The organism is Viridibacillus sp. d25.2 (assembly GCF_055456015.2).
The window spans coordinates 4,045,820-4,072,558 of sequence record NZ_CM196652.1 but is presented as its reverse complement, the minus strand read 5'-3'; the positions used below and the strand labels follow the sequence as shown (position 1 = coordinate 4,072,558).

The window sequence follows — 26,739 nt, the reverse complement described above, 5'->3', positions numbered from 1 at the left end:
TGGAAATTTTATATGTCAATATTGTTGCAAATTTGTCGACAATTTGACAAGGTTTAGACCTTTGTGAAGTTTTTCACTCTAACCAATTGACATGAAATATTCACTATTGTATGCTAACTAAGGGTAATAATGATAAGGGTTCCTTAACTGTAAACATTCTGCAATACTTGAATTATCAAGTTTCTACTAGAATTACAGTTTGGACATAATTTGTAAATTTATACGATATTGTGCATCGTTCTAGATGTCCTTATATGCGGTGGTTCTCCATTATAAGCTTTTCTCTCACATTAAATATGGATTCCGATTCATCTCTTTATAAGAGTAGATTACGGCTTCCGCCCCCGCTAGTAGTTTTAGTAACTACTTATCCGGTATCCAACCGGTGGTCAGCTATTACTTCCGTCATTCGAAAATAAGATTCAGGAGATCAAAGACCAATGCTAGAATTGCATCAGATTTTTGCTAAGCAGAAAAGAATGCTATTTTTTTTGCTCGCATTTTGTGCGTTAGGATGGGCTTTTACACCATATGAAACAGTGTTTGCTGGTCTCGCATTAGGTGCGCTTTTTGGTCACTATAACTTTTGGATTCTAGTCCGAAGAATGGAACGTTTTGATCGCTCTATTAGCGAAGGAAAGAAAGTGGCATCACTAGGTTCAGCTTTTCGCTTTGCATCAGGTATTGCTGCAGTAGCGGTTGCTACCATGTTGCCAAAGTATTTTCATTTAATTAGCACGGTCATTGGGCTAATGATTCCATACGTTCTGCTTTTAGTAGACAGGATCGTATTTCATGTAAAATACCAATAAGCGCATTGAAAGAGAGGTGAATGCAAAGTGCAACATGAAAATCCACAGTTAGAATTGTGGGGACTAAGTTTTAACCCAAGTAATGTTTTAATGTTAGTCGTAGCGGCGTTAATAGTTTTCTTAATAGCTTTTATATCGACACGAAACTTAAAATTAAAACCAACAGGCATGCAAAACTTTATGGAGTGGATTATGGACTTCGTAAAGAATATTATTGGCAGCAACATGGACTGGAAAACAGGTGGTAAGTTCCATATACTTGGAATCACGCTGATCATGTTCATCTTCGTTGCGAATATGCTTGGTCTTCCATTCTCAGTCGTAATTTATGGCGAATTATGGTGGAAATCACCAACAGCAGATCCAATCGTTACTATGACACTAGCTGTTATGATAATTGTTTTATCTAACTACTACGGTGTTAAGGCGAAAGGATTCAAAGGGTATCTTGGAAGTTTCGCTCAACCGATGGCCTTCTTATTCCCTTTGAAAATTATTGAGGAGTTCGCAAATACGTTAACTCTTGGTCTACGTCTTTACGGTAACATCTATGCAGGTGAGATTCTTTTAGGATTACTTGCAGGTATGGGAACGCTTTGGGGAGGATTTGGTTTCTTCGCAGCGGTAGTTCCAACAATGATTTGGCAAGGTTTCTCGATCTTTATCGGTGCAATCCAATCATTTATTTTCGTTATGTTAACAATGGTTTACATGAATCACAAAGTGAGTGAAGACCATTAAGTATAAATGCTTAATTTAATAAATTAAGTAGCTGACACACAAAAAACTTTATATTTCCAAGGAGGAAAAAATTCAATGGTAGGTTCAGTTGGTTTATTAGCAGCAGCAATCGCAATCGGTTTAGGTGCACTTGGTGCAGGTATTGGTAATGGTATGATCGTTTCAAAAACAGTAGAAGGTATCGCTCGCCAACCAGAAGCACGTGGCGTTCTTCAAACAACAATGTTCATCGGGGTTGCATTAGTTGAGGCCCTTCCGATCATCGCTGTAGTAGTAGCTTTCATCGTAATGAACAAATAATCGTCTTTAATTGTTTTATAAAAAAAATGGCGAAGAGACTTTTCGATAAAGGAAAACTTCGCCATTCCTTTATGTCTTTAAGGCATAATATTCCTTTAGACAATACATCTTACTAAGATTCAATCATATAAGATTTGAACTCTAAGCTCTTGAAGGGAGTGAAACAATCGTGTTTTTAGACTATCTAGTACTAGGAAACTCTTCTGAATTTATTAATGGTGGAGATATCCTTGTAACGTTAGCGGTTTTCATTATCCTAATGTTCGCTTTGAAAAAAGTGGCATGGGGTCCATTGATGGGAATTATGCAACAACGTGAAGAATTAGTTGCTAGTGAGATCGAGTCAGCTGAAAAGAGCCGTCAAGAATCACAACAACTTTTAGAAGATCAACGCAGCCTTCTTAAGGAAGCGCGTGTAGAAGCACAAACGATTGTTGAAAACGCGAAGAAACAAGGCGACTTGCAAAAAGAAGAAATTATTTCTGCTGCTCGCGCTGAAGCATTGCGTTTGAAAGAATCAGCTGTGCGTGATATCGAGACTGAAAAAGAGAAAGCTATTGCGGCTGTTCGTGGAGAAGTGGTTTCACTATCTATACTTGCTGCATCTAAAGTTCTTGAAAAACAAGTCTCAGAAGAAGAGAATCGTGCTCTAATTGAAGAAACGATTGCGAAGGCAGGGGAAACTCTATGAGTCAATCGACTGCAGCGAGTCGCTATGCCAAAGCATTGTTTCAATTGGCACAAGAAAAACAATTACTAACTGAAGTAAGTGCAGACTTACGTGAAGTGAAAGTTGTTTTCGAAGAGAACTCTGAGTTATTTCAACTTTTAGATTCTCCAAAGTTAGAAGACAAAGAAAAGAAAGAACTTGTTTCTAAAGTATTTGCTTCTGTTCAACCAATTATTGTGAATGCAATTAAAGTCTTAATTGATAAAAAGCGCATTCATGAAGTAGTAAGTGTGATTGAAGAGTTTATCCGTTTTGCTAATGACACGCAAGGCGTAGCAGATGCAATCGTATATACAACTCAACCGCTTACAGAAGATGAAATTCAACGCATTTCTACAGCATTTGCTCGTAAAGTGGGTAAAAATGCACTTAATATTACAAACGAGATTGATCCACTATTGATTGGTGGAGCTCGACTTCAAATCGGTAACCAAATTTTTGACAGTAGTATTGCACACAAACTAGCTGGCTTAAAACGTACGTTAATCGGTTAATTATAAAGAATTTGAGAGGTGAGAAACATGGGCATCAAAGCTGAAGAAATCAGTGGACTTATTAAGCAGCAGATGGAGAATTACCAATCTGCAATGGAAGTTAGCGAGGTAGGTACAGTTATCACAGTTGGTGACGGTATCGCTCGTGCTCATGGCCTCGACAACGTCATGGCTGGAGAATTGCTTGAGTTCTCTACTGGTGTACTTGGTATGGCACAAAACTTGGAAGCGAACAACGTAGGTATCGTTATCCTTGGACCAACTAAAGGCATCAATGAAGGCGATGAAGTGCGTCGTACTGGCCGTATTATGGAAGTACCAGTTGGTGAAGAATTGATCGGTCGTGTTGTCAATTCACTAGGTCTTCCTGTTGATGGTTTAGGACCAATCAACACTACAAAATCTCGTCCAATCGAAAGCCCTGCTTTCGGAGTAATGGATCGTAAATCAGTACACGAACCATTACAAACAGGTATTAAAGCGATTGACGCATTAGTTCCAATCGGTCGTGGTCAACGTGAGTTAATCATCGGTGACCGTCAAACTGGTAAAACTTCTGTTGCAATCGATACAATTTTAAACCAAGCAGACCAAGATATGATTTGTATCTATGTTGCTATCGGTCAAAAAGAATCTACTGTACGTGGCGTAGTTGAAACACTTCGTCAACATGGTGCTCTAGATTACTCAATCGTTGTAACTGCATCTGCATCACAACCATCACCATTATTATACCTAGCTCCTTATGCTGGTATCTCAATGGCAGAAGAGTTCATGTTACAAGGTAAACATGTATTAATCGTATATGATGATTTATCTAAACAAGCATCTGCTTACCGTGAACTTTCATTACTTCTTCGTCGTCCTCCAGGTCGTGAAGCTTACCCAGGGGATGTATTCTACTTACACAGCCGCTTATTAGAACGTGCTGCTAAGTTGAACGAAAAATATGACTGTGGTTCAATCACAGCACTTCCATTCGTTGAAACACAAGCTGGAGATATCTCAGCTTACATTCCAACAAACGTAATTTCTATTACGGATGGACAAATTTTCTTACAATCTGATCTATTCCACTCAGGTGTACGTCCAGCGATCAACGCAGGTCTTTCTGTATCACGTGTTGGTGGTTCTGCTCAAATTAAAGCAATGAAAAAAGTTGCGGGTACACTACGTCTTGACTTAGCTGCATTCCGTGAACTTGAATCATTTGCTCAATTTGGTTCTGATCTTGATAAAGCTACTGCAGCTAAATTAGAACGCGGTAAACGTACTGTAGAAGTTCTAAAACAAGATCTTCACAAACCAATTAAAGTTGAAAAACAAGTTACAATTCTATATGCACTAACTAAAGGATTCTTAGATGATATTCCTGTACAAGATATCGTTCGTTTCGAAAACGAATTATACGCTTGGTTAGATGCAAATGACGAAAGCCACAAAAACGTTTTAAATCATATCCGTACTACTCAAGGACTTCCATCTGATGAAGACATGGCAGAAACTTTAAATGCTTTCAAAAAAACTTTTGCTAAATCAGAATAAGATCTGATAGTTTTACGTCAATATAAAAAAAACGGTAAGGTGGTGAAATACCAGTGGCATCATTACGCGACATAAAAAAACGTATCACATCGACTAAAAGCACTAGTCAAATCACGAAAGCGATGCAGATGGTTTCTTCTTCTAAAATGACACGTGCTGAAGCAAACGCTAAAGCTTACGTTCCATATATGGAGAAAATTCAGGATGTTGTAGCTGCAATTGCAGCAGGTACTCAAGATGGGTCACACCCGATGTTAGTATCTCGTCCAGTTAAGAAAACGGCTTATTTAGTCATTACTTCTGACCGTGGTCTTGCAGGTGGTTATAACAGTAATGTAATCCGTACTGCTAAAAACGCTATGGATGAACGACACAACTCTAATGATGAGTTTGTTGTTATCGCTATCGGCCGTATGGCAAGTGAATTCTTTGCGAAACGTGGATATAACGTAGTAGATGAAGAAGTTGGTCTACCTGATCAACCTGCATTTGCTGACATTAAACAAATCGCTCGTAAGGCTGTTGGTATGTTCACTGATGGTACATATGATGAACTTTATATGTACTACAGCCACTTTGTCAGTGCCATTCAACATGAACCAACTGAGAAAAAGGTACTGCCAATTACAGACATCGCAACATCAAGCACAACTGCATCATATGAATTCGATCCATCTGGTGAAGCAATTCTTGAAGTATTGTTACCACAATACGCAGAGAGCTTAATTTATGGTGCGTTGCTCGACGGTAAAGCTAGTGAACATGCTTCACGTATGACAGCAATGAAGAGTGCAACCGATAATGCAAACGAACTTATTAGTTCATTAACACTTGTATATAACCGTGCACGTCAAGCGGCTATTACACAAGAAATTACAGAAATCGTTGGTGGAGCTGCAGCCTTAGAATAGGCGCTCTCCAGCTTCTGTAATGCAAGTACGATAGGAGGGGAAAAGTATGAACACAGGACACGTTCTTCAAGTAATGGGTGCCGTTGTTGACGTTCAATTCGACAACTCAACATTACCAGAAATTTACAACGCGCTTACTGTAGAAATTAAACGCCCTGGTGAAGAGCCTCAAACACTTACTCTTGAAGTAGCACTTCACCTGGGAGACAATGCTGTCCGCACGATTGCTATGTCATCTTCTGATGGCTTACAACGTGGCGCAGTAGTAACAGACCTTGGTGCTCCAATCTCAGTTCCAGTTGGTGACATCACTCTTGGACGTGTATTCAACGTACTTGGTGAAACAATCGATTTAGCGGAAGAAATTCCAACAACTGAACGCCGTGACCCAATTCACCGCGAAGCACCTACATTCGAAAACCTTTCAACACAAGTTGAAATCCTTGAAACAGGAATCAAAGTAGTAGACTTATTAGCACCATATATTAAAGGTGGTAAAATCGGTCTATTCGGTGGTGCCGGTGTAGGTAAAACTGTATTAATCCAAGAACTTATTAACAACATCGCTCAAGGACACGGTGGTATCTCCGTATTCGCAGGTGTAGGTGAACGTACTCGTGAGGGTAACGATTTATTCTTCGAAATGAGCGACTCAGGCGTTATTAAGAAAACAGCAATGGTATTCGGTCAAATGAACGAGCCACCAGGCGCACGTATGCGTGTAGCTTTATCTGGTCTTACTATGGCTGAATACTTCCGTGATGAACAAGGTCAAGACGTACTTTTATTCATCGATAACATTTTCCGTTTCACTCAAGCAGGTTCTGAGGTTTCTGCGCTATTAGGTCGTATGCCTTCTGCCGTAGGTTACCAACCAACTCTTGCTACTGAAATGGGTCGTTTACAAGAACGTATTACGTCAACAAACAAGGGTTCTGTAACTTCTATCCAAGCAATTTATGTACCAGCCGATGACTATACTGACCCGGCTCCGGCTACAACTTTCGCCCACTTAGATGCAACTACTAACCTTGAGCGTAAACTTTCTGAAATGGGTATCTACCCAGCGGTTGATCCATTGGCTTCAACTTCTCGTGCTTTATCACCAGATATCGTTGGTGTTGAACATTATGAAGTTGCTCGTCAAGTTCAACAAACTTTACAACGCTACAACGAATTACAAGATATCATCGCTATCCTAGGTATGGATGAATTATCTGATGAAGATAAATTAACAGTTGACCGCGCTCGTCGTATTCAATTCTTCTTATCTCAAAACTTCCACGTAGCGGAACAATTCACTGGTCAAAAAGGTTCTTATGTACCTGTTAAAGAAACTGTTAAAGGTTTCCGTGAAATTCTTGAAGGTAAATATGACAAATTACCAGAAGATGCATTCCGTCTAGTTGGTCGTATTGAAGAAGTTATCGAAAAAGCGAAAAGTATGGGTATTGAACTTTAATACTAGGGACGAGGAGGAAAAAATATGAAGACCATAACAGTCAACATTGTCACTCCCGACGGCCCAGTATACGATTCAGAAGTCAACATGGTGATTGCTAAGACTGTAACGGGTGAGATGGGTATTTTACCTGGTCACATCCCTACAGTTGCGCCACTAGTAGTAGGTTCTGTTCGTCTGGTTTCAGACAAGCATACTGAATTAGTAGCAGTTAGCGGCGGTTTTGTTGAAATTCGTCCTGATAAAGTAACGATTTTATCTCCTTCAGCCGAAACAGCAAGTTCAATTGATCTTGCTCGTGCAAAAGAAGCGTTAAACCGTGCTGAACAGCGACTACAAAGTAAACAAGATGACATTGATTTCAAGCGCGCTGAACTTTCAATTAAACGTGCTATGAACCGTATCAACGTTAAAGAGGGTAACATCTAAGCTTTATAAATTAGAATTGCGGGCAGAATTTTTCTGCCCGCTTTTTTAAGATTTGTTTAAAAGGAGTTGAGAAATGTGGATATAACAGCAACAATTGGTCAAAATGCACTAATCAGTATTATTTCACATATATTTTTTATAGGTATCTCATTTTATGCTTTACAAGCTATTATGTTTGAAAAAGTGTTTAAAAAGAATCACGTTTTTCAAATACAATTGCTCTTTATTTTATTAAGTATTGCAATTGGATCATCTGTTTCAAATTTCTTCTTAACATTTTCAGGATGGTCAAGCCAGCTTCCATATCTTTTTGAGTAACTTGTTTTATATGTAAAAACCAATTATAATATAATTTTTTTTAGTTTATTGCTCTTTTAGACAAGATAAGCTAAAATTTTTGCCCTCTTACAGAGGGAACGCTTTCATTATTGCTCGTTATTTGTTATGGTTGAATCTGAGAGATTATATTATTATTTTTCCATATAGAATAATCATTACCCAGGAAATATTTTGTGGAAATTTGTTTTATTTAGATAGTAATTAGGTATATAAAATGGGCGTCCAGTTTTCTAAAATCAGACACCATTTGCGCAAACTTTGCGTAAAGTATAATGTCTATAGTTAATTGTTATCACTTAATTAAATAGTTTGTTGGATACTTGCCATAAGGCAAAAAAAAAGGTAACATGTTAAATGCTTTGTTTACTATAATTGACATCATACAATAGAAATTTATCGACTGAAATATATAATAAATGGATACATGGGTTCGGAGGGACAAATGGTGGAGAAAATCATTGTTAAAGGCGGTAATACCTTAACTGGTAACGTTCGAGTTGAAGGGGCAAAAAATGCTGTATTACCGATATTGGCGGCTACATTGCTTGCCTCAAAAGGAAAAAATATTATTAAAAATGTGCCAAATTTGGCCGATGTGTATACAATCGATGAAGTATTAAAAAGTTTAAATGTAGAACTATCATTTTCACCTGAAACAAATACAGTAGAAATTGATGCATCTAAACAACTATCATCTGAAGCACAATTTGAATATGTACGTAAAATGAGAGCCTCAATTTTAGTAATGGGACCTCTATTGGCTCGTAATGGCATAGCGCGTGTAGCGATGCCAGGTGGTTGTGCAATCGGGTCACGTCCAATTGATCAACATCTAAAAGGTTTTGAACTTATGGGTGCGAAGATCTCAATGGGACACGGCTATGTTGAAGCAACAACTGAAGGACGATTACACGGAGCTAAAATTTATTTAGACTTCCCAAGCGTAGGTGCTACTGAGAATATCTTAACTGCTGCAGCTTTAGCAGAAGGTACAACAATCATCGAAAATGCTGCAAAAGAACCAGAAATTGTTGATTTAGCTAACTTTATTAATGAGATGGGTGGTAAAGTTGTTGGCGCTGGTACTGACACAATCCGTGTAGAGGGCGTTAATGAACTATATGGTACAACTCATTATATTATTCCTGATCGTATTGAAGCTGGTACATTTATGGTAGCAGCAGCGATTACAGGTGGAGATGTACTAATTGAAAATGCCATTGCTGAACATATGACAGCACTAGTCGCGAAAATGCGCGAAATGGGTGTTGAAATTACAGAAGAAGGCGAAGGCCTACGTATTCGTGCAAACGGACCTCTAAAAGCTGTGGATATTAAAACAATGCCTCATCCAGGTTTCCCAACAGATATGCAATCACAATTGATGGCACTAATGTTGAAAGCAACTGGTACGGGTGTTATTACTGAAACAGTATTTGAAAATCGCTTTATGCACGTTGAAGAATTCCGACGTATGAATGCTTCGGCGAAAATTGATGGTCGTTCTGTTATTATTGATGGTCCATGTGAATTACAAGGTGCAGAGGTTGCAGCAACAGATTTACGAGCAGCAGCAGCACTCATTCTTGCAGGATTAGTAGCAGAAGGAATTACTCGCGTTTCTGAATTGCGTCACTTAGATCGTGGATATGTTAATTTCCATACAAAGTTAGCTGCTTTAGGCGCTGATATTGAAAGAGTATCGACAATTGAAAAAGCATCTGTAGAATTTCAAACAAATTAATCTAGCATAATACTAAAACGTTTGAGAGCTTAATTGCTCTTGAACGTTTTTTTTCGTATAACGATGTATGCCCCAGCATAGAATGGCATATGAAAAAAATCTTACTAATACCCATCAGCCTCTTTATCGTCATATTTATGTTTGTGCTACCGATTGTTAGTATGCATTTTTATCCTAAAAATTTCACAAACGTAACTACTACACAACAGACTCAGAAAAAACATCAAGAAACTGAGCCGCCATGTGAAATTTTCATTACTGTGGAAGGAATAAAAGACCCCCTACCGCTCGAACAATATATCGTTGGAGTTGTAGCAGCGGAATTGCCCTCTAGCTTCCATCTAGAGGCGCTTGAAGCACAAGCTATAGCTTCACGTACATTTGTCCTTAAAGTCACGGAGAATGGCCAGAAAACGGTAGAACCAAGCGTTTCACATCAAGTCTTTCACTCTGAACAACAAAGAAAGCAAAAATGGGGAGCGAATTTCAAAAACAACGAGAAAAAGATCCAACAAGCTGTAGCCACTACAGCAGGTAAGATTCTCACTTATAATGATGAATTAATCACGGCTATGTTCTTTTCAACAAGTAATGGTAAAACAGAAAGTGCAGAAGAATACAGTGGACAAGACATCCCTTATTTACAAACAGTTACTGTAAAAGGAGAAAAAGAATTGTCTCCAAATTACATTCAAAACACAGATTTCTCAATAACACAGTGGAATGCTGCATTTAATTTTCAATGGTCAACTGAACAACTAAATGCTATTAAACTAACGAGAAACGGCTCTAACCGTGTTCAAACGATGCAGATGGAAAGTTACAGTTGGACAGGCCGAGAGATCCGAGAAAAGCTTAAAATCCCTTCTACGGACTTCACAATTAATTGGAAACCAGTGCAAAATAAAATCTCTGTCACAACAGTAGGGTATGGCCACGGGGTAGGTATGAGCCAATACGGAGCAGAGGCTTTAGCGAGGCAGGGGGTACAAGCGAAAGACATTTTAAAGCACTTTTATAATAAAGCTTCTATCACTTCAATAAAAAATAATGAAAACATATGTTTAAACTGAAGCGTTATTGACCACAATGACGTTGAGGTGATGACAATGAGGGAAGAAAAAACACCAAACCCTTCTCCGAAAAAAGGTAGTGTCGCAACAAAGCGTTGGTTTTGGCCTACTATTTATGCAAGCTTTTCAATCCTGTTAGTAGGACTTGTTTGGGGATATAGTGCTTATACAAACCCAGACACTAACAACGCTACGAATTTAGCAAGTAAAGGCGAGACAGGTGCATCAGTTGAAACAAATGCTAAGGCAGAGTCTATGAAATATCCATTCCAACAAGATCTTTTAGATGAAGTAGCAATCGTACAAGAATTTTACGATGTCGAAGCAGATGAAAAAGAGAGAGAAGGCGCATTGCTTGTGTTCAATCAAACGTTCACAACGAGTAACGGTATCTCACTTTCTGTAGATGGGAAACCATTTGAAGTGTTGTCAGTGATGAGCGGTAATGTTGAGGAAGTAAAGGTGGATCCATTCATCGGTAACGAAATCGTTATTGTACATCCTAACGGTACAACAACGAAATATAGCTCTGTAGGCGATATTAAAGTCAAAAAGGGCGACAAAGTTTCACAAGGACAAGTACTTGGTAAAACAATAGAAAACGAGTGGAATCCAACAGCTGGAAATCACTTATACTTCGAAGTTATGCAAGAAGGGGTTAATATTAACCCTAAAAAACTCTTAGCCTTTTAAGTTTAGCTGAATATTGTCATTTATCAACGAAATTAGGAATGCTTAGTTCTTAAAAGTCCCAAGCAAACATAAGTTGAAGAAACGTTCGAACATTGTGGAGAGGAAGAGAATGTGCACGAACATATTCGCAACCGCTGTTTGAAACTTGGGTTTATGTTGAAAGAAACGAGGCAAACCGTAAGAGCGATGGCACAAATTACTGGCTATTCAAAAAGCACTATTCATAAAGACTTAACAGAACGTCTCAATGAAGTAAACGAAGAGTTGGCCAAGGAAGTTAGTGAAATTCTGGCGTACCATAAATCGGTGCGTCACATACGAGGTGGAGAGGCTACGAGGAAAAAATGGTTAGCCCGACAATCAACTATGGAAAAGACATCGAAGTAAGCAATATGCTTCGATGTCTTTTTATGTTATTAAGAAAACGAAAACACGGACCAGACCTACATTGAAAGCAAACTGTTAACAAGCCATCTCTCTAAAATATGGGATGTAATTTCCCCCTTGATATGATAAAATATTCTAGATAATTACATATATAAAACGTACGATAAATGCTGTTATGTGAAGGAAGGGGAAAGTTCCATGTTTTCTAAGGATATTGGGATTGATTTAGGAACTGCTAATGTATTAATCCATGTAAAAGGTAAAGGGATCGTTTTAAATGAACCATCTGTTGTTGCGATAGACAAAAATACAAATAAGGTGCTCGCTGTTGGAGAAGAAGCACGTAAGATGGTTGGACGTACACCAGGTAATATTATTGCAATTCGACCATTAAAAGACGGCGTAATTGCTGATTTTGATATTACTGAAGCGATGTTAAAACATTTTATAAATAAATTAGACGTTAAAGGATTTCTCTCAAAGCCTCGTATTTTAGTTTGTTGTCCAACAAATATTACAAGTGTAGAACAAAAAGCTATTCGTGAAGCAGCAGAGAAATCTGGTGGTCGTAATGTTTACTTAGAAGAAGAACCAAAAGTAGCTGCTATTGGAGCAGGAATGGATATCTTCCAACCAAGTGGGAATATGGTTGTTGATATTGGTGGAGGTACTACAGATGTTGCTGTACTTTCAATGGGGGATATCGTAACTTCTGAATCCATTAAAGTTGCTGGAGATGTATTCGATAATGATATCTTACAATATATTAAAAAAGAATATAAATTACTAATTGGTGAACGTACAGCCGAATCGATCAAAATGACAATCGGTACAGTATATGCTGGTGGCCGAGAAGATGAGATGGACATTCGAGGACGTGACATGGTGACAGGGTTACCAAGAACAATTACAATTGGCTCTGCTGAAATAGAAAAATCTTTACATGAATCCATTTCAGTAATTGTACAAGCTGCTAAAAACGTTTTAGAAAAAACGCCTCCTGAGTTATCAGCTGATATTATTGATCGCGGTATTATAATCACTGGTGGTGGAGCATTATTACACGGACTGGACCAATTATTAACAGACGAGTTAAAAGTACCAGTTATCGCTGCTGAGAATCCGATGGACTGTGTTGCTGAAGGAACAGGCATTATGCTCGACAATATGGACAAAGTATCAAAACATATTTGATTTGTAGCCGAAATAAAGAAAGTATAGAAATCGCATATACTTTAATTTATTGATGAGAGGGTGATTACAATGTTTCGTGGGTTTTATACAGTAGCTTCAGGAATGATTGCGCAACAGCGACGTACTGAATTACTGTCAAATAATATTACCAATGCCAACACACCAGGTTATAAAGCAGACCAATCTACAATTCGTTCTTTTCCAGATATGCTTATGTCGCGTATTACAAAGTCAGGTACGAATACAGAGAGTGGTCTAAATTCAACAGCCAACAATCAGATTGGTGCATTAAATGCAGGCGTATACATGCAAGAAACATTACCAGACTATTCACAAGGTCAAATTACAGCCACTGATTTAACAACTGATGTCGCTTTAGTTGATAACCAATTACCGACAGATGCAGAAACAGGCGCTAAAGGCGCAATTTTCTTCCGTTTAGAGCATCCAACAGAAGGCGAAACGTATACACGTAACGGTAATTTCACTTTGGATCCACAAGGCTATTTAACAAACGCACAAGGTCTTTATGTTTTATCTGATGGAGGTCAGCGCATACAGTTGCAAAATGATGACTATCAGATTACAGAAGACGGTCGTATCATCGCTGGAGAGCAAGAAGTAGCACGTATCGGCGTATCATACGCAGCACAGCCAGATACACTTCAAAAGCAAGGAAACGGACTATATCGTACGTATAACGGTGAAGATTTACCATCTGCATACACAGTAAATGGTGTCAGCTTCAATTTAAAACAAAGTTATATTGAACGCTCAAATGTTGATGCAAGTAAAACAATGACAGAAATGCTGACAGCTTATCGTGCATTTGAAGCAAATCAGAAGGTATTACAGGCCTATGATCGTAGTATGGATAAAGCCGTTAATGAAATTGGAAAAGTGTAACAGAATCAGTATTTTTGAAATACATAGGAGGGCTATGATATGCTACGTACAATGATTTCCGCTTCCAACACGATGACACAATTGCAACAACAATTAGATACAATTGGTAACAACTTAGCAAATAGTAATACGCATGGTTTCAAAGCTAAGGAAGCAAAGTTTGGCGAACTATTATATCAACAATTCAACAATGATATGCTTGATAAGACCGAGCGCCAATCTCCAATAGGAATTCGTATTGGTGTTGGGGCACAACTAGCCCAAGCACAAACGGTTTGGAAACAGGGCAGTATACAAACAACAGAACGCTCACTCGACTTTTCTTTCACAAAGCCAAAGCAATATTTGAATATCATCATGCCAGATGGTGAAAATGGTGACCGTACAGTATACACACGCCAAGGTGATTTATATATATCTACCGATGATTATAACAATGCCATGCTAGTAAATGCAGATGGCTATCCAGTTGCTGGCGCTGATGGGAATCCAATTATTTTCCCTGAAAACGCAAAAGAATTTAGTATGAAAGACAATGGTGAGCTGAATATTACTTTTGATGACGGTTCACAACGTACAGTAGAACTTGCTGTTACTGAGATTCAACGTCCCCAATTAATGGAACATATTTCTGGAACATACATTGGGCTTCCTGCAAACTTAAACGAATTAGGAGCGACAGAAGCTGAAGTCCTTCGTAATTTACAAGGTGCAGACCGTACTGAGATTGGTTTACAAAACGGCTCTTTAGAAATGTCGAACGTTGATACATCTAAAGAAATGACGGAACTCATTAATACGCAACGCTCTTATCAATTTAATGCTAGAACGATTACTTTATCGGATCAGATGTTAGGTCTTATTAACGGCATTCGATAAAGCAACCTGAACAGAGGAGAAAAACAAGTTATGACAAACAATATGAAAGAAAACACGACTAATCTAAATACTTCAAAGCCGATGACTCGTAAAGAAGCAAAAATCGAGAGAGAGGTTAAAGAAGAGGTTAATATGAAATGGTGGTCGAACTTGCGACTATATCCAATTGGGATAAGAATCCTTGTCGTAGTCATTTTGCTTGTCATAGCTGCTGTGTCAGGTGCTATGATTGGTTATAGTGTTATTGGTGAAGGCGATGCATTAGATACATTTAAAATCTCCACATGGCGCCATATATTTGATATTATGAACGGTGTAGTGGACAAATAATCATAATTTCCACAGCGACTTTCATATTAGGAGGAATAAAATGTTAACTGCAGATCAAATTCAAGCGATTTTACCTCATCGTTATCCATTTTTACTTGTAGACCGTATTCTTGAACTTGAAGAAGGTAAAAGAGCGGTAGGACTAAAAAACGTTTCAATCAATGAAGAATTTTTCAATGGGCATTTCCCAGGATATCCTGTGATGCCAGGTGTTTTGATTATTGAAGCACTTGCACAGGTTGGTGGAGTAGCTTTGTTGAAGTCTGAAGAGTTCCAAGGAAGATTAGCTTTCTTAACAGGAATTGATAATGCACGTTTTAAACGTCAAGTAATCCCTGGAGATCAACTTCGTCTAGAAGTTGAATTTGTAAAACTTCGTGGTGTAATGGGTAAAGGGCATGCCAAAGCAACAGTTGATGGCGAGCTAGTTTGCGAAGCAGACATTTTATTTGCAATCGGACCGAAGCAAAAAGCATAAAATAAAAATCAAATAACTTTTTTCAAGGATAGTTTTCTTCTTTCGGGGCAAGATATGTTATATCGCACGTATAGTGTGTGATGGATATGACAATGCAGAAAGGAGGGAACTTTTTTATGTGGATTAAACCTGCAGCAGTACTATTACTTGGTTCACTTTTACTCGTAGGCTGTAATACTAACAAAGCAAACGAGCCTCTAAATAACGAAACGCCGATGGAGCGTGTTGAGGATAATGCTCGTCAAGGCGTAGAAAACGTTACGCCAGACGTTCATGATGAACGCGTGAATGAAACAGTACCAGGTAATAAGAATGGGGTCGTAGAAGAGAAAGTCATAGACGAGAATGTAACAACAGATGAAGAAATCGTCGAGGATAATCTTGAGGGAGATCACAAAACCAATAGATAATAAAGATTAGCAAAAAACTCGGCATAGTATATATGCCGAGTTTTTATCATTTCTTATGGTGTTATTCGTGGTCTGTTTTTCATATCTGTTTTAAATTGATTCAAAAGTGCTTCACCTTCAAAACCATCCTCAATTAACTTAGACAGTAGTTGCTCCGCATACTGACGACGTATTGTTTTAAGTGTTCCTTTCATTAATACGGAAATTTGATTGTCTATTTCCTTTACAGCATTTACTACTACTCTAAAGGCTGCTGGTTCATTGTCTGGATAAGAAATAACTGCGCGCACTTCTAAAATCTCGTCGGTTCCTAAATAAGGCTCAAATACAGCTTTATACCGGCGATCCATATACATTTCCAAAATCCATGATTTATGGCTATTTTCCTGATTGATAATGATGCCATCTGTTAAAGGAAATGACTTCAACTGGTCATCCTGTAACAATTCAAAAGAGAGCATTTTAAACGTCTTCACTAAAACCAATCACCACCCTTTATGTAATGTAATATGTCTATTATAACATATTCCCAAATGTTCCAAATTTCACTTTTGGACAGTCTTTGTAAAATAGAAAACCTATATAAGACAACAGTTTACAGGAAAGAACTTAAATTGACACGTTTAAAAAGCGAATTACATATGCCAAAAACAGCCGAAAACCTATATTTTAGACTTTGCACAAATACTCTATCCCGAATAAGATGAACTTACATTCAAGCAAAAGGAGGTGGTACATTGAATCAAGTTTCGTTAGTAGGAAGGATTACAAAAGATCCAGAACTACGAAAGTTACAAGAAGGGAGGGTCCAAACTAACTTTATTCTTGCTGTTAATCGAAACTATAAAAACCAAAACGGAGAAGTAGATGCTGATTTCGTCTTCTGTACAGCATGGGGAAGGCTGGCAGATAATGTTGTGAAGTATTGTGGCAAAGGATCACTAATAGGGGTTAGTGGGCGCTTACAATCACGATCTTATCAAAAGGAGGATGGCAAAAGAATCTATATAACGGAAGTCATTGGAGAGGACGTTCGTTTTCTTGTTTTGAAGGACAGGGAAGGTGGAGTTGCTTCAGAAGCAGGTCTGGCATCACAGCAAGCATCCGTAGCAGCAGAATTCACAAAAGAGTTCCATCTTCCAAATACTAGGGGAGAAAAATTGCCGATTGTTTAATCCATATCCCTATTGGAAGACCGCCCCAATAGGCACATAATTTCTTTATCAAACTTACAAATAATCTACCACTCTACATGGAGAATGTTTCATAGATTATGGTATTAACATCGGATTAAGTAAATCGACTAATGCACGGATGAAAATTTGTTTTGAAATTTCATCTGACTGAGAAGGGGAAGCAAGAAGTAGAAATAACGATAGTATGTGAACAAGATCTAACGGGAGAGATCAAAAAAATCCGGCTATCAAAATCATAGCCGGATTATATCGATAAAAATTTAGTTAAAATTGAAAGATAGTAGATCAAGAATTTCTTCATCTTTTAGTTCAGTAATCCATTGACTCGATTGGATGAGATCTTCTGATAATGCTTGTTTCTCCGTTAAAAGGGTATCTATTTTCTCTTCAATAGTCCCTGTCGTGATGAACTTATGAACATGTACAAATTGAGTTTGTCCAATACGGTATGCGCGGTCTGTCGCTTGGTTTTCCACCGCGGGATTCCACCAACGGTCCGCATGCAGAACGTGATTGGCTGCCGTTAAGTTTAGGCCGGTTCCACCAGCTTTTAAAGATAAGATAAAAATCGGGAATTCACCTTTTTGGAAAGATTCGACGAAATGATCGCGCTGTTGCTTAGGCATACTACCTGTTAAGAACGGCACATCTATATCATAAAGCTCAGAGAAACAATGTTGTAGTAAGTGGCCCATACCGATATACTGAGTGAAAATTAAGCATTGCTCATTATTACCGGCAATTTCAGATCCAAGTGTTACAAGACGATCTAACTTTTCAGAACGCGATAGCATGTCTTCTGCATTATCAAATGGTTCTTTTAAATACAGAGCGGGGTGATTACATAACTGCTTTAATTTACTAAGCATTTTCAAAATTAAACCTTTACGTTCAAAGCCAGTTAATGTTTCGAGCTTATGCATTGTTTCTTGGATAAAGCTTTCGTAAAGCACAGCTTGCTCCTGTGTTAACGGACAGTATTCAAGCTGTTCAAGTTTATCAGGTAAGTTCAGCAAAAGTGCAGGATCTTGCTTCGTTCTACGTAATAGGAATGGTTGGATTTTTTTGCGTAGCTTTTGCTTATGAGCTTCAGAATCATCACGCTCAATCGGAGCAATAAAATCTTCTTGGAAGCGACGAATGCTACCTAAGTAACCTTTGTATATAAAATCGAAAATAGCCCATAACTCAGACAATCGGTTTTCAACAGGTGTCCCTGTTAACGCAATATGATGCTCACCATGCAATTTGCGAATCGCTCTAGATTGCTTTGTTTGCATATTCTTAATGTTTTGAGCTTCATCAAGTGCAATACAAGCCCAATTTAATTGTTCAAGACTATCGGCATCTTGTGTAACAGTTCCGTAAGTTGTCAACACAACTTGAGGGGATTGCTCTTTCAAGTAATTAACTAGTGCATCTTCCTTCAAACGACCTGCGCCGTAATGTAAGTAGACTTCTAATGAAGGTGCAAACCGTTCAAGTTCTTTTTGCCAGTTACCTAAAACAGAAGTTGGGCAAATGATTAAAGTCGGTGGCTTTTCTTCTTCATAGACATGACATAAATATGAAATAAGTTGAACCGTTTTGCCAAGTCCCATATCATCGGCCAAACAAGCTCCAAACTGCTGGTCACGCATGAAGGTCAACCAGTCATAACCTTCCTGTTGATAAGGACGTAAAGAAGCTTGTAGCTTGTCTGATACAGGAACAGACGGTAAACCTTTTTTATCTTGTAGCTTTTTCACATAGTCCTTCAATGACTTCTGAATTTCAAATTGGAAGAATGGATCATCCGCAGAATCATCCTCATCCTCTTCCACTGGTACAACAAGTTCTTCAGGCAACTCCTGGAATAGCAGATCACGAACGGTCCAATTTTCATTTTCAGCTTTATCCATTAGTTTACGGATCTCTTGCATCCAAGCCGCATCCACCCGTACCCATTCTGTACCAGCACGTATAAATTCGCGATTATCATTGACCATTTGTTGAAATTGCTCCATGGTTAGTTCTTGACCGTTCAAGGACAATTTCCAATTAAACGTTAGGATCTCTTGTAAACCAGCAGCTGATTTATAATTTGAAGCAGTGCTAGCACTAGCTCGTACTTTCACGCGAGAATCTTTTATATCTTTTAACCAAGCAGGTAATATGATTTCAAAACCAAGTGCTTGAAGGCGAATGAAATCTGCACGTAAAAACTGTCTAACATCTGCATCCGTTAATGTTAATGACAAGAATAAACTTGTATCTGCATTATCCATATAATCATGCATATGCAATAAATTAGACATTTGGTCTTGTAGCTTTTCTATTCCATTAGCATGTTGCTTCCACTTATCAGGCAGCGCGTTTTCGATTTTCAAAGCGCGCTTGCGCATAGGTGGAGCCCAATAATTTGCACTTTTCTTCCCACGAATAACAGTTTCTAAAACCCAATCCTCTGACAATTCCTCTGGTTCACGTAAACGCAATGCCACGAAAATTTCATCATGAACATTTTTGGTTGTAATTGGCCAGCCACCATTTCGGAAGAAAGGTAATAATGGAGGTAAATCTGCAAAAAGCAAACCAGCCTCCACCATTTTTTGCATCAATGCATTTTCTAGTAAGTTTGCAGCTGTTTCATCCAATGAAACCTTTAGCTCCAACTTTTGTTCTTCTTCATCGAGTGAAATTGAATCCCATAGGCGAGGAGAATACCAGTAAGTAGAGGCTTCATTTGCTGCAGTCATCCATTTCGCTGATGTCATGTCGACACCTTCGTACTGAACAAATGGATGTTGCTCTTTATTAGAAAATAATTCAACCATTTCAAGGGGGGTTAACGTAACATATTCGTCCGAATGATTAGCTGTTAAACCATAAAAAGTAGCCTCGTAGTGGAAAAAGAGAAAAGGAAGCCATTCATGTGTATACATTGGTTGTCCGTCGGATTTAAAAGCTTGCAACGTGAACGACTGATTGGATTCGGTTTGAATGCCAAGCGTGATGGATTTCATGAAAGTAGATGGCACGTTTGAAATAGTTGTCATAGCTTCAGGTTTCCTTTCTCGATCTCTTCTTGTAAAGCTCGTAATCGTTTATATTGTTGTCGAAGTGTTTCGACATATTGATTCCAATATTCATTTTTTGCACTTTTCTTCGCAGCAGCCTTCATTTTTTTCCAAACTCGTACAGCTTGTTTATAATGCTGTCTCGATTTTTGAGAAACTTCTTCTAATGCAAGTGCATGATAAAGGGGAAGAAGAACTTCGGGTTTATACTCCAACACATCTTTCACACCACATAACTCTAAATAGGCTATTGAAGACGGGAAGCGATGGTGTAGAGCAGCCCATTCTAAATATCGTTCCTTTTCAATTAAATAATGTGAAAATGGTTGCATTCCATACATCCCTGAAGCCGTAAAGAGCAGCTCAGCCTCTTCATCAGTCAAGTTAATTTTCGAACAAAGGCGATTGAAAGTATTGACAAAATTAGAGCGATACCTTGTCGATAGCCAACTATTGATAAATTGATCTAACATTGGAAGCATCGCACGCAAAATCATTTGTAACGCTTCTGAATCCTCATTGCGGTCAGCAAAGTGAGCCAAATCAAGCCATACTAATAACTCATCGACTTTAATCTGTGTTAATGATTGTTGTAAATCATCATACTTTTTCAGCATAAGGAAGAACATCGCTCGAATGCTTTCCACATTTACATCACTTGAAAAATCTTTTTCTGCGCGAAGCATTTCAAGTTCAAGCTCGCGTCGTTTTTTCTCATTAAACATAGACTCCCATAACAACGTGTAAATGTACAAACGCTCTTCAAAATAGCCTTCTTGTTTGACGAGGAAATAATGCGTCATTTGCTGCAATGTATCGTAAAATGGATCCGTAGCAAAAAGACGGGATTTACTAGCAGTTAAACGAATAGCCTCTTTTAATACTTGGCTCTCTTGCTCAATAAAATTGATCATATATGAGCGTGCTGACTCATTAGCTGGATGTAGGTGCTTCCAAGTATGAGATAGAAGTGCCATATGCGTAAATAGTTGATACAAACTACGCCATTCACGTTCTAATGGGGTATATTTTGCAATCTGAGACTGCATATCAGCGAAAATACTCTCTATTAAATATGGGTTTAATGATTGCTGATTATATAAATTTACTTTGTAAATATTCTCCACAAGCTTAAGCCAACTTTCAGGCGTACGCTCATCTTTAAATAAAGAAAGCTGATTTAACTTCTGAGAACGAAAATTCTCGAGCCAACCAGACAGTGAATCAACATATTGATATAACACGAACATTGCCGCTAATTTATGGCGGCACCATTTCTTATTACGACAATCACATGTAAATAAATCATCGTTTATATATAGCGTTGCCGTAGCAGGAGTAGCATCCTGTACAACGAAATGAAGTATATTAAGTGCTTCACTATATGAAGAAATCTTCACATAGTTATGGCGTGCTAAAAAAGCCGCTCTTCTGACAAGCTCTTCATCCTCGGGAACTGATGAATTCAGCTCTAATTCAATAGCAGCCATATTATTGCGAATAGCCTCTTCGTATTTTTTGGCAATTTCTGAAATATTTGTATTCATACATTCCGCTCCTGAAAAAAATCGTTCCTTTCATTATACGGCTATTTCAGGTCATCCGTAAATGCATAAGGACAGTCTTTATTTTTTTATATACTTAATCAAACAAGAATAATATTATTTTTACTTAAAATAAGCGGCTAATAGCATATAGAATGACTTGATAAATAGTGAAGAAAGTCTAATTTTATTGCAAATAACCAGCTAAAATAGGAAAGGAAACAATAAAACAGGGTACTTATTCATTATGTTATTGAATTCCTTGGAGAATAATGTGAGAATATATATAAACTAAATATTGGGATAAATAAGAATATTAGGGTGGTGATTAATTGGCACGCTATTTAATACGTATTCCTGATTTAAGATCTTCCATACATTCAGTTAAATTTTTAAAATGGTATTTAGTTTATGCACCTAAGAATAGATCTAAAAAAGTCATCATTTCTTCAGAGGGAAGTTATGAAGAACGCCACGACGTTTACATTGATAATCATTTTTTTGATACAGTTAGTGTGGACTTAACCCGAAAGCACATCTTTCTTTATCAACGTACAATGCCTTATGAGCAAAGCGAGGAAAACTTAAAAGCTATATTATCAACTATTTATGTAATCGCTGAGCCGAATACTTTTTATTTTTTTACATACGGAAGAAAGAAAAAAAGATAAATTATAAAAGCAAAAGAAATTTGTTCTTTTGCTTTTTATATGCACAAGGTGAGCATATAATGGTACTATATTAATAAACTGAAAATTCTATAAAAAGGAGTGACTTACATGTTACATGTACAAAGAATGGAACCTTTTTATACTAAGAAAGAAGGGAATCGGCTAAAGCTAGTGTTTGCTTATCAATATTTCTCCATTACAAAGGAAGATGAGTTATATCATTTTGTCCCAGTAGAGGGCAAGGAAATCGTTATCAATCTAAACAATCTACAAATTGAAAATTTATCAGAAGTATTTGTTTTCCAAAAAGGTAGTCGTTTCATACGCTTACCGTTATATCAGTTATTGACCGTATCTAACATTCATGATCATTTGCAACTAATATATGACTCCCTTGAGCTGAATAAGGAAAAGGGCAATAAAGTGCAATTCACAAGTACAAATAAGGAAGTAGTTGACCTAATCACTCAGCTTGAACAAGAAAATAGGCTTCGTCTCATAGATCAAGCACTCGCAGTTCGAGATGAAACTCTATTTATCACACTAACAAACAAACTATAGCATCGTACTAACGGAGGATTTTCAATTGAATAAACAAACCACATAGAAAGCACCTATCATTCAATCAAACGATAGGTGCTTTTAACTTTCCCTCAATGTGTTAACACATATACAAAAATAATTAATAGTGCAATAAAAATCCCAAATACATTAATAACAACATCATAGAAATCCAGCTTCACAATTTTTTGAGACTTCAATTTCCTGCATCCCCTTTCGATGAATACCGATAATATTTATTTATATAAAGCTTAGTCAAATCACTTAAACTTTAAACATCTTATTTCTTTCTACTTATAAACTAGAATGCGAATTACCTGATAAAGGAATTTATGTAAAAGCCGATATAAATAGAAAACATTAAAAGGACTGAGGGATATGAGGATAGGTGATTGGAATTCACAAGGACTCTCTATATTAAAAAGCATGAATAACAACTGGAACATGGCGAGTAAAGCACTTGAACGCCTTTCAACAGGCTACCGTATTAACCGAGCAGGCGACGATCCTGCAGGTCTAGCCATTTCTGAGAAAATGCGAGCCCAAATTCGTGGTCTCAACATGGCCAGCAAGAATATTCAAGATGGAATTGGGATGATCCAAACAGCTGAAGGAGCGCTCAACGAAACACACGCTATGCTTCAACGTATGCGAGAACTTTCTATTCAAGCCTCAACTGACACATTAACTGACGAAGATCGTCGTCAACTGGACCTAGAATTCCAAGAGCTAAAAAAAGAAATTACAAGAACATCAACCGACACAGAATTCAATACAAAAAAGCTTCTCAACGGTATCGCATCAACTGATCCTTTGAAAATCCAAGCAGGTGCCAACTCAGGCCAAACAATAGACATATACATTAACGATATGAGTGGTACAAACCTCGGAATCGGCGGTCTATCCATCGACAATCGAGAAAATGCCGATTCAGCTCTTTCAAAACTAGACTCAGCCATCAACAAAGTATCTAGCGAGCGCTCACGCCTGGGAGCCTATCAAAATCGTCTCGAACATGCCTACAACAACTCAGTCAATATGGCAGAAAACCTAACCGCTGCAGAATCCCGCATCCGTGATACAGACATGGCCAAAGAAATGATGAACTTCGTCAAAGCCAACATACTTCAACAAGCAGCCCAATACGCCTTAAGCCTACACATCCAACGAGCACAATCCATCCTAGAACTACTACGCCCACCAAATACAAAACGCTAAAGCCCCGCCTAACAGCGGGCTTTTTATTTTAGGGGTGATAGGAGGGCGAGTAGGGTTAAAGGGAGCGAGTAGGGCTAAAGAGGGCCCGGGTAGCGCTAAAGGGAGAGCGAGTAGCGCTAAAGGGAGCTCGAGTAGCGCTAAAGGGAGCTCGAGTAGAGCCAAAGGAAGCGCGAGTAGCGCCAAAGGGAGCGTGAGTAGCGCCAAAGGGAGCGAGTAGCGCTAAAGGAAGACCGAGTAGCGCTAAAGGGAGCGAGTAGCGCTAAAGAGGGCCCGAGTAGTGCTAAAGGGAGCGAGTAGCGCTAAAAGAAGCGCGAGTAGCGCCAAAGGAAGCGCGAGTAGCGCCAAAGGGAGAGCGAGTAGCGCTAAAGGAAGCGCGAGTAGCGCCAAAGAGAGAGCGAGTAGCGCTAAAGGAAGCGCGAGTAGCGCCAAAGGGAGCGTGAGTAGCGCTAAAGGGGTGAGTAGCGCCAAAGGGAGAGCGAGTAGCGCTAAAGGGAGAGCGAGTAGCGCTAAAGGGAGAGCGAGTAGCGCTAAAGGAAGCGCGAGTAGCGCCAAAGGGAGCGTGAGTAGCGCTAAAGGGGTGAGTAGCGCTAAAGGGGTGAGTAGCGCCAAAGAAAGCGCGAGTAGCGCCAAAGAGAGAGCGAGTAGCGCTAAAGAGGGCCCGAGTAGCGCTAAAGGAAGCGCGAGTAGCGCCAAAGAGAGCGAGTAGCGCCAAAGAAAGCGCGAGTAGCGCTAAAACCCCCGAAACTACCTCAAGCCCTGAATAACCCCCAAAATAACAAGCTCCTTGGTAACAATCATTGCACAAAGTAATATACATGCGCTACGCATAAAAATACACAAAAACCCAATAAACATATTAAATAATGAATAAAATATCTAAAAACCTTATAAAATATTAATTTTTATGTAGACATATGTATAAAAATAAATTATACTTCAATTTATCAGCTTATTCTAAAAATTATATAAAGTGAGGTATATATTATGAAGAAATGGTTAGCGGCATTATTAATGATTACGATGTTAGTAGTTGCTGGATGTGGTAATGGTGGCGATTCAGGGTCATCTGCAGGAAAAAGCAATAACAACTCAACAATCCAAAAAATTATCAAAGCAAAAAAACTAGTTATTGGTACAAACCCTGGTTACTTCCCGTTTGAGATGGTCGATTCAAAAGGAAAATTCATAGGTTATGACATCGACGTTGCTCAAGCAATTGCAGATAACTTAGGTGTTAAGCTAGAAGTAAAACAATACGGATTCGACGGTCTTGTTCCAGCTCTTCAAACTGGTGAAATCGACATGATTTTCGCAGGCATGTCTATTACAGGTGAACGTGCATTAGCAGTCAGCTTTGCAAATCCTTACTACAAAACAGGACAAGGCATCATGCTTCAATCAAAAAACAACGATATAAAATCGTATGATGACCTAGATAAAAAAGGAACTAAAATTGCAGCTCAAATTGCAACAACTGGTTCATTAATTTCAAAAAGCATGTTCAAAAATGCAGAAATTAAAGATTATGAAGACTTCCCAGCAGCAGCACTTGCACTTCAATCTGGACAAGTTGATGCAGTAATCTATGACGAACCAGCTATCCAAGTTTACAACCTCCAACATGTAGGGAAAGTGAAGAAACTTGAAGGTGTCATCTCTTCAGACAACTTAGGTCTTGCAGTACAAAAAAATGACTTCGAATCAGTACAATGGTTAAACTCATTCTTACACTCATACATCGACAGCCCAGCTGAATTAGAATCTCGTGCAAAATGGTTCGAAAATAGCGAATGGTTAAAAACAGTTAAAGAATAATAGAAAAAACTGTACTTTGAAACATTACAAACGGCGTAGCTAAACATAAAGGGAGTATTACTCTGTTGTGTTTGCTGACGTCGTTGTAATCTTTCATCGAAAAAACGATCACAGTAAATGATCGAGGAGGAAATTTTCATGGACATTCAACTAGACTGGAGCGTCATTCCAAATAATATGGACGTCTTCATACAAGGCGCCTTACTAACATTAGAAATATCAGCTATCTCACTATTATTAAGCATTCCTTTAGGGGTAATCTTCGGGATTGGACGTATTTCACGAAACCCAATTATTCGCTTTATATCAAGTGCATATGTAGAAATCATGCGTGGGGTCCCCTTACTAGTTTTATTAATGTGGATTTACTTCGGATTAGGGCAATTTTTCTCATTAGGATCGTATTGGGGTTCAATCGTTGGTCTAGCAACATTCTCAGGAGCATTCCTTGCTGAAATCGTTCGCTCTGGTATTCAAGCTGTTCCTAAAGGTCAAATGGAAGCGGCACGTTCAGCTGGGATGTCAAATTTCCAAGCAATGCGCTACATCATATTGCCTCAAGCATTCAGAAGAATCTTACCGCCAATGGCATCACAATTTATCATTGTAATTAAAGACTCTTCGTTAATTTCTGTTATTGCAGGTGTAGATTTAACGTTAAAAGCAAAAAATTTAGCAGCAACATCATTCCGTTATATAGAAATTTGGACATTCGTTGCGCTTGTTTACTTCATCATGACTTTCAGTTTATCTTTAATCATTCGTCAAATCGAAAAACGTATGCTGAAAAATGAACAATAAGAAGGGAAATACGAATT

General features: G+C 38.3%; 29 protein-coding genes. 26 read left to right on the top strand and 3 right to left on the bottom strand.

The genetic code is table 11. From position 1 onward, the window contains the following. Window positions 1–440 precede the first annotated feature (440 nt). The 20 genes from ACZLO7_RS19950 to ACZLO7_RS19855 all read left to right on the top strand — a co-directional run bounded on the left by ACZLO7_RS19950 (window position 441) and on the right by ACZLO7_RS19855 (window position 15,857). Window positions 441–812 (top strand): ATP synthase subunit I, encoded by a 372-nt coding sequence (locus tag ACZLO7_RS19950; protein ID WP_464938025.1) that lies wholly within the window; start codon window positions 441–443, stop codon window positions 810–812. A gap of 27 nt (window positions 813–839) precedes the next feature. Beyond that, complete coding sequence (gene atpB, locus ACZLO7_RS19945) at window positions 840–1,553, top strand: F0F1 ATP synthase subunit A (RefSeq protein WP_464938026.1); 714 nt, start codon at window positions 840–842, stop codon at window positions 1,551–1,553. Between the two features lie 75 nt (window positions 1,554–1,628). Further along, window positions 1,629–1,853 carry a F0F1 ATP synthase subunit C gene (atpE, locus tag ACZLO7_RS19940; protein ID WP_038180035.1) on the top strand — a complete coding sequence of 75 codons (225 nt, stop codon included), beginning with the start codon at window positions 1,629–1,631 and terminating at the stop codon, window positions 1,851–1,853. Window positions 1,854–2,022: 169 nt separating this feature from the next. Beyond that, entirely contained in the window at window positions 2,023–2,544 is a 522-nt protein-coding gene (atpF, locus tag ACZLO7_RS19935) for a F0F1 ATP synthase subunit B (RefSeq protein WP_464938027.1), read from the top strand. Continuing rightward, window positions 2,541–3,077: a F0F1 ATP synthase subunit delta gene (locus tag ACZLO7_RS19930; protein ID WP_427749400.1), complete on the top strand. Its 537-nt coding sequence runs from the start codon at window positions 2,541–2,543 to the stop codon at window positions 3,075–3,077. The genes atpF and ACZLO7_RS19930 overlap by 4 nt, the downstream gene beginning before the upstream one ends. Before the next feature lie 27 nt (window positions 3,078–3,104). Beyond that, window positions 3,105–4,622: a F0F1 ATP synthase subunit alpha gene (atpA, locus tag ACZLO7_RS19925; protein WP_427749398.1), complete on the top strand. Its 1,518-nt coding sequence runs from the start codon at window positions 3,105–3,107 to the stop codon at window positions 4,620–4,622. A 53-nt stretch (window positions 4,623–4,675) separates the two neighbouring features. Next, the gene (atpG, locus tag ACZLO7_RS19920; protein ID WP_464938028.1) at window positions 4,676–5,533 is read left to right on the top strand and encodes an ATP synthase F1 subunit gamma; all 858 of its coding nucleotides are present in this window, start codon (window positions 4,676–4,678) and stop codon (window positions 5,531–5,533) included. A gap of 46 nt (window positions 5,534–5,579) precedes the next feature. After that, window positions 5,580–6,995: a F0F1 ATP synthase subunit beta gene (gene atpD / locus ACZLO7_RS19915; protein WP_427749394.1), complete on the top strand. Its 1,416-nt coding sequence runs from the start codon at window positions 5,580–5,582 to the stop codon at window positions 6,993–6,995. A gap of 24 nt (window positions 6,996–7,019) precedes the next feature. Beyond that, window positions 7,020–7,424, top strand: a complete 405-nt coding sequence (locus tag ACZLO7_RS19910) for a F0F1 ATP synthase subunit epsilon (RefSeq protein WP_464938029.1) — start codon at window positions 7,020–7,022, stop codon at window positions 7,422–7,424. An 81-nt stretch (window positions 7,425–7,505) separates the two neighbouring features. Beyond that, a complete protein-coding gene (locus ACZLO7_RS19905; RefSeq protein WP_464938070.1) occupies window positions 7,506–7,742 on the top strand; it encodes a DUF1146 family protein in 237 nt (78 codons plus the stop codon). Window positions 7,743–8,208: 466 nt separating this feature from the next. Beyond that, entirely contained in the window at window positions 8,209–9,507 is a 1,299-nt protein-coding gene (gene murA, locus ACZLO7_RS19900; RefSeq protein ID WP_464938071.1) for a UDP-N-acetylglucosamine 1-carboxyvinyltransferase, read from the top strand. Window positions 9,508–9,596: 89 nt separating this feature from the next. Beyond that, window positions 9,597–10,580 carry a stage II sporulation protein D gene (spoIID, locus tag ACZLO7_RS19895; RefSeq protein ID WP_464938030.1) on the top strand — a complete coding sequence of 328 codons (984 nt, stop codon included), beginning with the start codon at window positions 9,597–9,599 and terminating at the stop codon, window positions 10,578–10,580. A 36-nt stretch (window positions 10,581–10,616) separates the two neighbouring features. Further along, window positions 10,617–11,273 (top strand): peptidoglycan DD-metalloendopeptidase family protein, encoded by a 657-nt coding sequence (locus tag ACZLO7_RS19890; RefSeq protein WP_464938031.1) that lies wholly within the window; start codon window positions 10,617–10,619, stop codon window positions 11,271–11,273. 111 nt (window positions 11,274–11,384) lie between these two features. Further along, window positions 11,385–11,660, top strand: a complete 276-nt coding sequence (locus ACZLO7_RS19885) for a sporulation transcriptional regulator SpoIIID (RefSeq protein ID WP_427749387.1) — start codon at window positions 11,385–11,387, stop codon at window positions 11,658–11,660. A gap of 198 nt (window positions 11,661–11,858) precedes the next feature. Continuing rightward, complete coding sequence (gene mbl / locus ACZLO7_RS19880; protein ID WP_464938032.1) at window positions 11,859–12,854, top strand: cell shape-determining protein Mbl; 996 nt, start codon at window positions 11,859–11,861, stop codon at window positions 12,852–12,854. A 69-nt stretch (window positions 12,855–12,923) separates the two neighbouring features. Beyond that, window positions 12,924–13,760, top strand: a complete 837-nt coding sequence (locus tag ACZLO7_RS19875) for a flagellar hook-basal body protein (protein WP_464938033.1) — start codon at window positions 12,924–12,926, stop codon at window positions 13,758–13,760. A gap of 39 nt (window positions 13,761–13,799) precedes the next feature. Further along, complete coding sequence (locus ACZLO7_RS19870) at window positions 13,800–14,639, top strand: flagellar hook-basal body protein (RefSeq protein ID WP_464938034.1); 840 nt, start codon at window positions 13,800–13,802, stop codon at window positions 14,637–14,639. Window positions 14,640–14,669: 30 nt separating this feature from the next. After that, complete coding sequence (locus ACZLO7_RS19865) at window positions 14,670–14,969, top strand: DNA-directed RNA polymerase subunit beta (RefSeq protein WP_464938035.1); 300 nt, start codon at window positions 14,670–14,672, stop codon at window positions 14,967–14,969. A gap of 40 nt (window positions 14,970–15,009) precedes the next feature. Beyond that, on the top strand, window positions 15,010–15,447 hold the full coding sequence (fabZ, locus tag ACZLO7_RS19860) for a 3-hydroxyacyl-ACP dehydratase FabZ (RefSeq protein WP_464938036.1): 438 nt from the start codon (window positions 15,010–15,012) through the stop codon (window positions 15,445–15,447). 116 nt (window positions 15,448–15,563) lie between these two features. Then, the gene (locus ACZLO7_RS19855) at window positions 15,564–15,857 is read left to right on the top strand and encodes a hypothetical protein (protein ID WP_464938037.1); all 294 of its coding nucleotides are present in this window, start codon (window positions 15,564–15,566) and stop codon (window positions 15,855–15,857) included. A gap of 53 nt (window positions 15,858–15,910) precedes the next feature. Here the strand turns inward: ACZLO7_RS19855 and ACZLO7_RS19850 are convergent, their stop codons facing one another. After that, window positions 15,911–16,333, bottom strand: coding sequence for a YwpF-like family protein (locus ACZLO7_RS19850; RefSeq protein WP_464938038.1), 423 nt, complete (start codon window positions 16,331–16,333; stop codon window positions 15,911–15,913). 261 nt (window positions 16,334–16,594) lie between these two features. On the opposite strand from ACZLO7_RS19850, the gene ACZLO7_RS19845 reads away from it, so the two are divergent. Next, window positions 16,595–17,032 (top strand): single-stranded DNA-binding protein, encoded by a 438-nt coding sequence (locus ACZLO7_RS19845; protein WP_464938039.1) that lies wholly within the window; start codon window positions 16,595–16,597, stop codon window positions 17,030–17,032. Between the two features lie 281 nt (window positions 17,033–17,313). Here ACZLO7_RS19845 and ACZLO7_RS19840 read toward each other — a convergent pair whose 3' ends face one another. Both ACZLO7_RS19840 and ACZLO7_RS19835 read right to left on the bottom strand, forming a co-directional pair. Further along, window positions 17,314–20,091 (bottom strand): DEAD/DEAH box helicase, encoded by a 2,778-nt coding sequence (locus tag ACZLO7_RS19840; RefSeq protein ID WP_464938040.1) that lies wholly within the window; start codon window positions 20,089–20,091, stop codon window positions 17,314–17,316. Beyond that, on the bottom strand, window positions 20,088–21,659 hold the full coding sequence (locus ACZLO7_RS19835) for a hypothetical protein (protein WP_464938041.1): 1,572 nt from the start codon (window positions 21,657–21,659) through the stop codon (window positions 20,088–20,090). The genes ACZLO7_RS19840 and ACZLO7_RS19835 overlap by 4 nt, the downstream gene beginning before the upstream one ends. 329 nt (window positions 21,660–21,988) lie before the next feature. On the opposite strand from ACZLO7_RS19835, the gene ACZLO7_RS19830 reads away from it, so the two are divergent. From ACZLO7_RS19830 to ACZLO7_RS19810, 5 genes are all read left to right on the top strand, one after another. Continuing rightward, window positions 21,989–22,327: a hypothetical protein gene (locus tag ACZLO7_RS19830; RefSeq protein ID WP_464938042.1), complete on the top strand. Its 339-nt coding sequence runs from the start codon at window positions 21,989–21,991 to the stop codon at window positions 22,325–22,327. Window positions 22,328–22,435: 108 nt separating this feature from the next. After that, a complete protein-coding gene (locus tag ACZLO7_RS19825; protein WP_464938043.1) occupies window positions 22,436–22,888 on the top strand; it encodes an IDEAL domain-containing protein in 453 nt (150 codons plus the stop codon). A gap of 378 nt (window positions 22,889–23,266) precedes the next feature. Next, complete coding sequence (locus tag ACZLO7_RS19820; RefSeq protein ID WP_464938044.1) at window positions 23,267–24,106, top strand: flagellin N-terminal helical domain-containing protein; 840 nt, start codon at window positions 23,267–23,269, stop codon at window positions 24,104–24,106. A gap of 984 nt (window positions 24,107–25,090) precedes the next feature. Beyond that, entirely contained in the window at window positions 25,091–25,921 is an 831-nt protein-coding gene (locus tag ACZLO7_RS19815; RefSeq protein WP_464938045.1) for a transporter substrate-binding domain-containing protein, read from the top strand. 138 nt (window positions 25,922–26,059) lie between these two features. Next, window positions 26,060–26,722: an amino acid ABC transporter permease gene (locus ACZLO7_RS19810; RefSeq protein ID WP_464938046.1), complete on the top strand. Its 663-nt coding sequence runs from the start codon at window positions 26,060–26,062 to the stop codon at window positions 26,720–26,722. Window positions 26,723–26,739: the final 17 nt, after the last annotated feature.

What these genes read in the sequence shown, in the direction of transcription:
- atpA (WP_427749398.1), top strand. Translation starts at nt 3,105, where the DNA reads ATGGGCATCAAAGCTGAAGAAATCAGTGGACTTATTAAGCAGCAGATG.
- ACZLO7_RS19870 (WP_464938034.1), top strand. Translation starts at nt 13,800, where the DNA reads ATGCTACGTACAATGATTTCCGCTTCCAACACGATGACACAATTGCAA.
- ACZLO7_RS19950 (WP_464938025.1), top strand. Translation starts at nt 441, where the DNA reads ATGCTAGAATTGCATCAGATTTTTGCTAAGCAGAAAAGAATGCTATTT.
- ACZLO7_RS19910 (WP_464938029.1), top strand. Translation starts at nt 7,020, where the DNA reads ATGAAGACCATAACAGTCAACATTGTCACTCCCGACGGCCCAGTATAC.
- ACZLO7_RS19875 (WP_464938033.1), top strand. Translation starts at nt 12,924, where the DNA reads ATGTTTCGTGGGTTTTATACAGTAGCTTCAGGAATGATTGCGCAACAG.
- ACZLO7_RS19840 (WP_464938040.1), bottom strand. Translation starts at nt 20,091, where the DNA reads ATGACAACTATTTCAAACGTGCCATCTACTTTCATGAAATCCATCACG.
- fabZ (WP_464938036.1), top strand. Translation starts at nt 15,010, where the DNA reads ATGTTAACTGCAGATCAAATTCAAGCGATTTTACCTCATCGTTATCCA.
- mbl (WP_464938032.1), top strand. Translation starts at nt 11,859, where the DNA reads ATGTTTTCTAAGGATATTGGGATTGATTTAGGAACTGCTAATGTATTA.
- ACZLO7_RS19835 (WP_464938041.1), bottom strand. Translation starts at nt 21,659, where the DNA reads ATGAATACAAATATTTCAGAAATTGCCAAAAAATACGAAGAGGCTATT.
- ACZLO7_RS19855 (WP_464938037.1), top strand. Translation starts at nt 15,564, where the DNA reads ATGTGGATTAAACCTGCAGCAGTACTATTACTTGGTTCACTTTTACTC.
- ACZLO7_RS19865 (WP_464938035.1), top strand. Translation starts at nt 14,670, where the DNA reads ATGACAAACAATATGAAAGAAAACACGACTAATCTAAATACTTCAAAG.
- ACZLO7_RS19930 (WP_427749400.1), top strand. Translation starts at nt 2,541, where the DNA reads ATGAGTCAATCGACTGCAGCGAGTCGCTATGCCAAAGCATTGTTTCAA.
- ACZLO7_RS19820 (WP_464938044.1), top strand. Translation starts at nt 23,267, where the DNA reads ATGAGGATAGGTGATTGGAATTCACAAGGACTCTCTATATTAAAAAGC.
- ACZLO7_RS19815 (WP_464938045.1), top strand. Translation starts at nt 25,091, where the DNA reads ATGAAGAAATGGTTAGCGGCATTATTAATGATTACGATGTTAGTAGTT.
- ACZLO7_RS19810 (WP_464938046.1), top strand. Translation starts at nt 26,060, where the DNA reads ATGGACATTCAACTAGACTGGAGCGTCATTCCAAATAATATGGACGTC.
- atpE (WP_038180035.1), top strand. Translation starts at nt 1,629, where the DNA reads ATGGTAGGTTCAGTTGGTTTATTAGCAGCAGCAATCGCAATCGGTTTA.
- atpD (WP_427749394.1), top strand. Translation starts at nt 5,580, where the DNA reads ATGAACACAGGACACGTTCTTCAAGTAATGGGTGCCGTTGTTGACGTT.
- spoIID (WP_464938030.1), top strand. Translation starts at nt 9,597, where the DNA reads ATGAAAAAAATCTTACTAATACCCATCAGCCTCTTTATCGTCATATTT.
- ACZLO7_RS19890 (WP_464938031.1), top strand. Translation starts at nt 10,617, where the DNA reads ATGAGGGAAGAAAAAACACCAAACCCTTCTCCGAAAAAAGGTAGTGTC.
- ACZLO7_RS19825 (WP_464938043.1), top strand. Translation starts at nt 22,436, where the DNA reads ATGTTACATGTACAAAGAATGGAACCTTTTTATACTAAGAAAGAAGGG.